The sequence below is a fragment of the Streptosporangium sp. NPDC004631 genome (genome assembly GCF_053601935.1).
The window spans coordinates 66496-75003 of sequence record NZ_JBSGCR010000034.1; the positions used below are offsets into that span (position 1 = coordinate 66496).

Below are 8508 nucleotides of genomic sequence, written 5' to 3' on the forward strand. Positions count from 1 at the left end.
GCCCCTCAGAAGTATCGATTCCGATGTTTACGAGTCCCCCGACTACCGCGGTCGGGACCGTCACGGATGTCCGCGCGCCCCTGGTCGTACCTGTCCCGTGTCTTCAGCCGATCAAGGTCGTACCTCATGTCGATCTTGGCGATGTGCGAGTCGCGCAGCCGCTGCGTCTCGTAGGCCTGGCTGTACGCCTGCTCGCGGAGCCGCCGCTCGTAGACGGTCGGGCCGCCCAGCAGCTTGACGCTGAGCGGCAACAGGTCGAGCACCAGGATCGTGACCCGCAGCACCCAGGGCAGCGCGAAGACGATGGGGCTGTCGCTGTTTCTGATGAACTCGTGGAGCGCCTTCTCCTGGGCCACCCAGCCGGTGTTCCTCCGCACGTCGAGGCGTTCGGCCTCCCGCTTGGCGCGCTCGGCCTCCTGGAACCGGGTGAGATCCGCGGTGACCGCCTTGCGCGCCGCGTCGCACTCGCGTTGCGCGGCCCGGTACTCCCGCTGCGCGTTGTCGTAGTCCCGCTTCAGGTTGGCCGCTATCCGGCCGACCCCCCGGTCACCGCTGAGTCCCGGCCCCTCCTTGCCCGCCTCCTCGTCCTGTTTCTTCCGCTGCACGGCGTCTCGGACGCGCCTTCTGGCGTCGCTCTCGGCGCAGAGACTCTCCCGGTTGTACTTGACGTCGAGCTGCCGCCGCCTGTCCTCGTCGGCGGCCTTGAAGGTGGCGTCGAGCTGGCCGGTGCGGGCGGTCTGGGTGAAGGCCAGCTGCTCCTTGACCTCCGACTGGAAGATGAGCAGCGTCACGGCCTCGGCGATGATGAAGGACACGCCCACGGCGAGGATCAGCCGCATCAGATAGGTCAGCCAGCCGGGTTTCCGGCTCCTGCCGACCGGGTCGAGCAGGCCGGTCCGGTCCGTCCCCGACAGAACCTTGCCGTAGGCGGGCTCGGCGACGATCGACCGGTCGACCCAGAAGATGACGACGCCCCAGATCGCGGCGAAGGGCAGGATCGCCGGGGAGAACTCCCCGTTGACGACCGAGGCGAAGATCGCGAACATCGTGGTGGCGACGAGCGCCACCAGGCAGACGAAGACGCCGATCGTCGAGTAGCGGTACAGCTCGCTGCGGTTCGGGACGAGGTCCGGGTCGGTGCCCGCGCACCACAGGAAGGGGCGTGAGGCGACGGGGACCCGGTAGCCTTCGGCGCCGGTGACGGTTCGGGGCGGCGTGTGCACCTCGGCCCGTCCGGGCGCCGGACGGCGCCTGAACCGGAGCCTCTCCCGCAGCCCGGAGAAGGTGTCGGAGAACGTCTCGTACAGCCGCCCGGCGGGCCCCTGGGGGCGCGTCCACCCGGCGTCCTCACCGCTCTCCCGCCGGTCATCGCGCCAGTCGCCGGGTCCGTCGTCCGTCCGCTCGTCGGGGTCGTCCGGGGCGGCGGGGTCGTCGTGGAGGGTCTGGTACCTCGTCGTGGGGTCGTTGGCGGTCCGCTCGCTGTAGTAGGCGCCGGGAGCGCCGCCCGGGGGCGTCCCGCCGAAGTCGTCCTCCCACGTCCCGGGGGTGCCGGAACCGTTGCCGGAGTGCCGGGCGCCGCCGGAACCACTCCCCCACGTCCCGGTGTCGCCGAAGCCGGCACCCGGGTGCCCGGTGCCGCCGAAGCCCGTGCCGGAGTACCCCGTGGCGCCGAAGCCGATACCGGTGTGCCCGGTGCCGCCGGAACCGTTCCCCGAGGTCCGGTCTCCCGGTGGATCGTCCGTGGAACCGCCCGGATCCCGGGTGGCCGAGGGTCGGGCGCCGTCGGCGAAACCGTTCTCGTACGGCCGGGTTCCGCCGGGACCGCCGACGGGCGGCCACGCCGCGTCCGTCTCCTCCCCGGAGGGCTGGGCACCGTTCGGGCCGGCCGCCGGAGGCCGGCTGGAGTCGCGTCCGGGCGCGGCGTAGTCGCGGAACCAATTGTCTTCCGTCATCGACTCGGCAACGCCCGGCGCTTACTATCTCCGCACACTCCACCAAACTTCTTAATACTTGACATTCTTCTCCCGGTTCTGACTCCGCCGGAACGTCATTCCCCGCGATCGCAGCCGGATTCGCATCTCCCCGAACCCGCGACATCCGCGCCGCCCGCTCCAAGCTCCGTCCGTCCACCCTACGAGCCCTACCGGCCCCCACGCCGGTAGTCGCGCACTGCTTGGTACTGGAACGATGCACTATGCCTACTGACCGAATCCCTACTTGTGAGGTTTTGTCTTTCGATCGTTACGCATCCTATGCAAAGGATCTCGGCATCGAGCAGGGACATGAACCACCAGAACCCACTCACCGAAAGGCATAAATCGGTCTTTTATCCGATCGGACTCCTTTGGTGGACACATGCCCGATAAAGCCAATATCGACGGCATTCAGGGCAGCTTCCAGCAGGTCATCCACCCCAGGGAGAGGAGACGGCCCCGGCGAGACCCGGCGCGCGGGCATATCCGGGCACACCCCTCCACCTCGGGACGCCCCCGGGCGCGGCGGCCCCCCAATGATCTCCCCCCTCTTCTCCGCCTATAAGCATTAAATGCGAAAAATTACTCACTGCCACAATTGCCGAAAAGGAACTTATTTTACATGATTTATGTGATGTGCAACAGTCACCCCACCGGCCCAAGGACCCTGTCATCGGGGACCTCCGGCCCTTGGCCGGCGGCCGTCCCCGCGGTGGGATGATGGGGCGCGACGGAGCACGCGTCGATCGGGCCGACCTTCCCGCAGGTTAGGGACAGGCCGTCGGGGGGAGGCCCCGGAGTGATCCGGATCGAAGGCGGCCGGACACTCCCGCCGCCGGCTCCGGACGATCGTTCACCCTTCCACTGGAGACCCGCATGACCGAACATATGACGGCCCCGGGCGATCTGGGCCGCCGAGTGGCCAGGCGGCGCGAGAGCCTCGGCCTGAGCCGCGAGCAGCTGGCCGGCCGGGCCGGGATCGACCCCGGATACCTCGGGTACCTGGAGGAGGCCGCCGCGTCCCCCACGATGGACACCGTGCGCAAACTGGCCGTCGCGCTGGGGACCGGCGTCGAGGAACTGCTGGGCGGCACGATGGACCTGCCTCCCGGGCGCGGCCGTCCCGCCCCCCGGCCCAGCCTGGAGCGGCTGGAGCCGGAGGAGTGCCTGCGGCTGATCTCCCCCGGCGGTGTCGGCAGGGTGGCCTTCAACGAGCCCGGAGGACCGGCGATCCTGCCGGTCAACTACGTGATACACGACAACGCGGTGGTCTTCCGCACCGCCTTCGGCGGCCCGCTCGACGACAATCTGCGCACCGGTGTCCAGGGCGTCGAGTTCAAGATCGGTTTCGAGGTCGACCGGATCGACGACGCCAGCCGTGAGGGCTGGAGCGTGCTGGTGCGCGGCGGCGCCCACCACGTCTCCGACGACGAGCGGGCCTCGGTCGACGCCTCCGACGTTCAGCCGTGGGCGGGCGGTGACCGCGAGCTGTACGTCAGGATCGTCCCCGCCGAGATCACCGGCCGGCGCATCCGGCACGCCCCGTGACCTCCGGCGCGCGTCCGGTGGGCCGGGCGATCCCCGGCGAGATGGACGCCTGGGTGGTCGCCGGGCCCGGACCGATGGCCTCACGTCCCCTGGAGCGGGTCCGGCTCCCGGTTCCCGAGCCGGGCCCCGGCGAGGTACTGGTCGAGGTCGAGGCGTGCGCCGTCTGCCGGACCGATCTCCACCTCGCCGAGGGCGACCTGCCGCCGCACCGCCCTCGGACCGTACCGGGCCACGAGGTCGTCGGCCGGGTGGCCGCGAACGGCCCCGGCGCCGTACGGCTCGCACCCGGCAGCCGGGTCGGCGTGGCCTGGCTCCGCTCGACCTGCGGGCGCTGCCGCTACTGCCTCCGGGGCGCGGAGAACCTCTGCCCGGCCTCCACCTACACCGGATGGGACGCCGACGGCGGCTACGCCGGATATCTGACCGCCCCCGAGGACTACGTCTACCCCCTCCCCGACGACGCCCCGGCCGAGAAACTGGCGCCGCTGCTCTGCGCCGGGATCATCGGATACCGTGCCCTGCTCCGCTGCGACCTGCCTCCCGGCGGGCGCCTGGGCGTCTACGGCTTCGGCGCCTCGGCCCATCTGACCGCCCAGGTCGCCGTCGCCCAGGGGGCGACCGTGCACGTCCTCACCCGGTCGGCCAGGGCCCGCGAGCTGGCGCTGGCGCTGGGGGCGGCCTCGGCCGGAGGCGCGGCGGACGCCCCGCCGGAACCGCTGGACGCGGCGATCCTGTTCGCCCCGGCGGGAGAGCTGGTGCCGGTCGCGCTGGCCGCCCTGGACCGGGGCGGCACCCTGGCCGTGGCGGGCATCCACCTCGGCGACATCCCCGCGCTGAACTATCGGCGTCACCTGTTCCAGGAGCGGACGCTGCGCAGCGTCACCGCCAACACCCGCGCCGACGGCCGGGCGTTCCTGGACCTCGCCCTGGCGCGCCCCCCGCAGGTCACGACGGTCGCCTACCCCTTCGACGCCGCCGACCGGGCACTGGACGACCTTGCGGCCGACCGCGTCGAGGGCGCCGCCGTACTCCTGCGCTGAGCGACTCCCGCGCTGAGCGGGCCGCTCCACCGCGTCCACCCCGTGGTGGCCGAGCCCCGGCCGCCGCCACCGCCGCGCGGGACGGCCGTACGGCGGGAGGCCGGCGCCCCCTCACCCGGCATCGGCCGCCAGGCCGAGCTGTCCGGCCAGCACCGAGGGCGCCTCGGCCAGGGACGGGCCGTACCAGGTCAGGTGACGGCCGCTCACCAGCGCCGCGTCGACACCGGGGAAGCTCTCCGGCCCGTCGTCGGCGGTGAAACGGTACGGCTCGTCCGGAAGGACGACCAGGTCGGGCCCGGCGGCGAGCAGATCCGCGAGCGGGATCCTCGGATACCGCTCCGGATGGCCGGCGAAGACGTTGCCGACGCCCAGCCGGGTCAGCATGTCACCGGCGAAGGTGTCCCGGCCGAGGACCATCCACGGCCTGCGCCAGACCGGAATCACCGCCCGGCGCCGGCGAGCGGGCTCCGGCGGGTTCCACGCCGCCCCCGCCTCGTCCAGCCAGGCGGGGCGGGGCATCCGGCACGCCCGGGTGAGCACGCGGTCCAGGGAGACGAGCGCCTCGTCCACCGTACGGATCACGGTCGTCCAGACCGGCACCCCGGCGGCGCGGAGCGCGTCCAGGTCGGTGGCCCGGTTCTCCTCGAAGTTGGCCAGCACGATGTCGGGACGGAGTGCTCTGATCCGGTCGAGGTCGGGGTTCTTGGTGCCGCGGACCCGCGCGACGTCCAGTCCGGCCGGATGGTCACACCAGTCGGTGGCCCCCACCAGGAGTTCCGCCTCGGTCGCCGCGACGGCCTCGGTCAGGGACGGGACGAGCGAGACGACGCGGCGCACCCGCGCGGGGACGCGCACGCGGACCCCCGTGTCGTCGTACGGCTCCCCCTCCACCCGATCAACGTACCGCGCCGCCACGGATCGGTTCCACGCCCCCTTCCCATGACATTCCGGCGCCCCGGCCGACAACCGGGGCGCCGCCGGAACACCCGAGGTCAGGAGGTCGGGAGATCAGGAGGTCAGGGAGCCACGGCGATCTGCGTCCGGTGGTGTCTCGGATTCTCGATCTCGTCGACCAGCGCGGCCGCGAGATCGGCGTAGGAGAACAGCCCCGTCCCCTCACCGTCGGCCAGCACCCGGTTGTCACCGACGCGGTAGCGGCCGGTCCTCGGGGCCTCCTCGTCGAGGAGGGTGGGCGGCGGCGTGACCACCAGCCAGTCGATCGGGGTGTCCGCCGCGCGGAGCACGTCCAGGCCCGCCTCGTGCCCGAGGGAGAACTCCCGAAACTCCGCCGGGAAGCCGGGGGCGTCGTGGACCGGCACGCCTGGCGCGGTCTCCAGGGTGGTACCGACGCCGACGAACAGCAGCCTGCCGACTCCGGCCCGGGTCAGACCGTCGAGCAGGGCGTGCGCCACGGCCGGGTAGAACTCCTTCGAGGGGACGTCGGCCCGGTAGACGGCCCCGATCGCCACGTCGTGACCGGCCGCGGCCTCCGCGACGCTGCCGGGCTCGGTGACGTCGCCCCGCACCAGCGTCACCCCGGCACCGAGCGGCTCCGGATACCTCGCGGGGTCCCGGACCACCGCGGTGACCTGGTGGCCTCGGGTGACCGCCTCGGCGACCACCCGCCGGCCCGCTCGCCCACCGGCGCCGAAAACGACTATCTTCCTCATCGTGGACACTCCATCCAACAGGACCGGCGTGGGATCGCCGGTCACCGCCCAGACGGTAGATCGTGAGGTGCCGGTTTCCGCAACGATAGTGACCTGCTTCGACACCCTCCCCGCAGCCGGAGCCCGGGGTCCCCACGCCGGAGGTGCCCGATGAGCGAGCCGCTCGATCCCGCCATGTTCGACGCTTGCCTGCCCGTACCGGTGCCGATCCGGTTCGGCGGCAAATGGACGGCGAGGATCATCGCTTGCCTGGAGGGAGGCCCCAGGCGCTTCTCCGAGATCCAGGTACCGCTGCGCGGCATCACCCCAAAGGTGCTCACGGAGTCGCTGCGGGCGATGGAGCGCGACGGGATGATCACACGTACCGCCCACGCCGAGATCCCGCCACGGGTCGAGTACGAGCTGACCCCGCTCGGTCGCAGCCTGCTGGAGCCGATGGCCGCCGGCTGCGCCTGGATCGAAGCGCACGCGGCCGAACTCGTCGACCCCCGCGAGGCGTACGAGAACCGCTCAGCCGCACCGACATAACAGACCATTCGCTTTTCACCCCGTGCCCCGCCCGGACCGGCATGGAATTAACAAGCCCCACCAAGTCCCGACGAATGACAGGAATCAGGGCGCCTCAGCGGAGTCGTCTCTGAGGAATGTTCATCTCCCCGGGCGGAGCGAAAGTTAAGGTGGAGAGGCCGCGCGAGGGCGAGGAGGAGCCGAGATGGCCGAGCGTGACTGGAACCCCGATCCGGGCGACGGCAAGAGCGAGTCCACCGGCCGCCGGATCGCCAGAGCACGGAACCGCCGAGGACTCACCCAGACGGGCCTCGCGGCCAGGGCACACGTCTCCCGCAGCCTGATCGCACAGGTCGAATCGGGCCACAAACCGGCCACCCCCGCACTCGTCGCGGCCGTGGCCCGCGTGTGCGCGGTCGACCCCGCCGAGCTCAACGGCCAACCCTACCGAGGACCCGACAGACGCACCGATGCCGTCCACCAGGCAATCCCCGCCATCAGGCGCGCTCTGGCCTATATCGACATTCCCCCCGAGCTGGAAACCCCTCCGAGGCCGCTCAACGAACTGGCCGCAGAACTGATCAAACTCCAGAAACTACAAGAAGCCGCCGCACACGTCAGTCTTGGAAACCACCTACCGGCGGTCATCGAGGAACTGACGGTTCGCACGATGGAGTCGGACGCCCCGCAAGCATGGCGTCTGCTGAACCACTCCTATGCCCTGGCGGCATCCCTGGCGCGCCGCCTGGGTTACAACGACCTGGCTCAGATCGGCATCGAACGAGCCGCGACCGCCGCCCCACGCGCCGACGACCCCCATCTGCGGCACCTGGTTCCGCTGGGACGCGCACTGCTGATGCTCAATCTGGGGTTCGGCGACATCGCCTTGATGGTGGTGAGACAGGCGGCAGAGAACGTAGACCGCTCTGAAGCGGCAGGATTGGAGGTTTACGCCTCCCTGCACCTCCGAGCCGCCGTCTCCGCCGCCCGGATAGGACGGGCATCGGACGCCTGGGAGCATTACGGCCTCGCGTCCGAAACAGCGGCCCGTATCGACCCGCGAAACCGTCTGGACCCATACGGCTCAGAAGTGAATTCCACCAACATAGCCATCCACGGATGTGCGGTGGCGACCGAGCTCGGCGACTACGACCAGGCGGTCCGTCTGGACACGGATTTCAAGCCGCCTCCCACCCTCTATGCCGAGCGCAGGGCACACCACGAGATCGACATGGCCAGAACCCACCTTTGGCTCAACGACTACGGCAAAACATTCAAACGCGTACTCAAGGCCGACAAAATTGCACCGCAAATGACCCGTTTCCACCCCACGGCACGGGAAACCGTCCGGCAGCTCGGCTCCCACTACCGCAGTGTCCCCGAAGAACTCCGCCGTCTGGAAAGACGCATGACCCTGTAGGCGTCGTTTTCACCGGACGATTGTTCACCGGAAAGCGTGAACAACCACGATCGTGACACTCCGTAAGGTCGCCGTGACGGCGAGAGCCACCTCTCTCGCCGCCTGAATCCGATGATTCCGACCTTGGAGGACAGGTGATACGGCACACGGCGCCGATCGGATCCGCGGAGACGATCGACGAGGCCACGGCGGATCTGCATGACAGGGCGTTGGCCGTGGTGCAGCGGCTTCTCAGGGAGCGGGGGATCCGGGCCCGTTGCCATCACCGGATCGGTCTGGGGCTCTACGCCAATCGGATGGACGGTGTCGTCTGGCCGGATCGGTCTCCGCTGCGGTCGTGGATGGAGCGT

8 protein-coding genes are annotated in these 8508 nt (G+C 70.4%); 5 read left to right on the forward strand and 3 right to left on the reverse strand.

The genetic code is table 11. The annotated features are described in order from the left end of the window. Nucleotides 1-5: 5 nt before the first annotated feature. Nucleotides 6-1952, reverse strand: coding sequence for a DUF4407 domain-containing protein (locus ACWEF2_RS26805; RefSeq protein ID WP_453819102.1), 1947 nt, complete (start codon nt 1950-1952; stop codon nt 6-8). A gap of 897 nt (nt 1953-2849) precedes the next feature. Between ACWEF2_RS26805 and ACWEF2_RS26810 the strand changes: the two genes are divergently transcribed. Next, nucleotides 2850-3521, forward strand: a complete 672-nt coding sequence (locus tag ACWEF2_RS26810; protein WP_453819103.1) for a helix-turn-helix domain-containing protein — start codon at nt 2850-2852, stop codon at nt 3519-3521. A gap of 41 nt (nt 3522-3562) precedes the next feature. Beyond that, nucleotides 3563-4561 (forward strand): zinc-dependent alcohol dehydrogenase family protein, encoded by a 999-nt coding sequence (locus ACWEF2_RS26815; RefSeq protein ID WP_453819110.1) that lies wholly within the window; start codon nt 3563-3565, stop codon nt 4559-4561. Nucleotides 4562-4672: 111 nt separating this feature from the next. Here the strand turns inward: ACWEF2_RS26815 and ACWEF2_RS26820 are convergent, their stop codons facing one another. Beyond that, nucleotides 4673-5476 (reverse strand): helical backbone metal receptor, encoded by an 804-nt coding sequence (locus ACWEF2_RS26820; protein ID WP_453819104.1) that lies wholly within the window; start codon nt 5474-5476, stop codon nt 4673-4675. Between the two features lie 101 nt (nt 5477-5577). Continuing rightward, a complete protein-coding gene (locus tag ACWEF2_RS26825) occupies nt 5578-6231 on the reverse strand; it encodes an NAD(P)-dependent oxidoreductase (protein WP_453819105.1) in 654 nt (217 codons plus the stop codon). A gap of 150 nt (nt 6232-6381) precedes the next feature. Between ACWEF2_RS26825 and ACWEF2_RS26830 the strand changes: the two genes are divergently transcribed. The 3 genes from ACWEF2_RS26830 to ACWEF2_RS26840 form a co-directional block, all read left to right on the forward strand. Continuing rightward, entirely contained in the window at nt 6382-6759 is a 378-nt protein-coding gene (locus ACWEF2_RS26830; RefSeq protein ID WP_453819106.1) for a winged helix-turn-helix transcriptional regulator, read from the forward strand. A gap of 184 nt (nt 6760-6943) precedes the next feature. Next, entirely contained in the window at nt 6944-8158 is a 1215-nt protein-coding gene (locus tag ACWEF2_RS26835) for a helix-turn-helix domain-containing protein (RefSeq protein WP_453819107.1), read from the forward strand. 134 nt (nt 8159-8292) lie between these two features. Beyond that, nucleotides 8293-8508, forward strand: a 216-nt coding sequence (locus ACWEF2_RS26840) for a hypothetical protein (protein WP_453819108.1), incomplete at its 3' end; no start/stop codon positions are given.

Bases quoted from the DNA above. Each gene is read 5' to 3' on its own strand.
- ACWEF2_RS26830 (WP_453819106.1), top strand. From the start codon at position 6,382: ATGAGCGAGCCGCTCGATCCCGCCATGTTCGACGCTTGCCTGCCCGTA.
- ACWEF2_RS26810 (WP_453819103.1), top strand. From the start codon at position 2,850: ATGACCGAACATATGACGGCCCCGGGCGATCTGGGCCGCCGAGTGGCC.
- ACWEF2_RS26835 (WP_453819107.1), top strand. From the start codon at position 6,944: ATGGCCGAGCGTGACTGGAACCCCGATCCGGGCGACGGCAAGAGCGAG.
- ACWEF2_RS26805 (WP_453819102.1), bottom strand. From the start codon at position 1,952: ATGACGGAAGACAATTGGTTCCGCGACTACGCCGCGCCCGGACGCGAC.
- ACWEF2_RS26815 (WP_453819110.1), top strand. From the start codon at position 3,563: ATGGACGCCTGGGTGGTCGCCGGGCCCGGACCGATGGCCTCACGTCCC.
- ACWEF2_RS26825 (WP_453819105.1), bottom strand. From the start codon at position 6,231: ATGAGGAAGATAGTCGTTTTCGGCGCCGGTGGGCGAGCGGGCCGGCGG.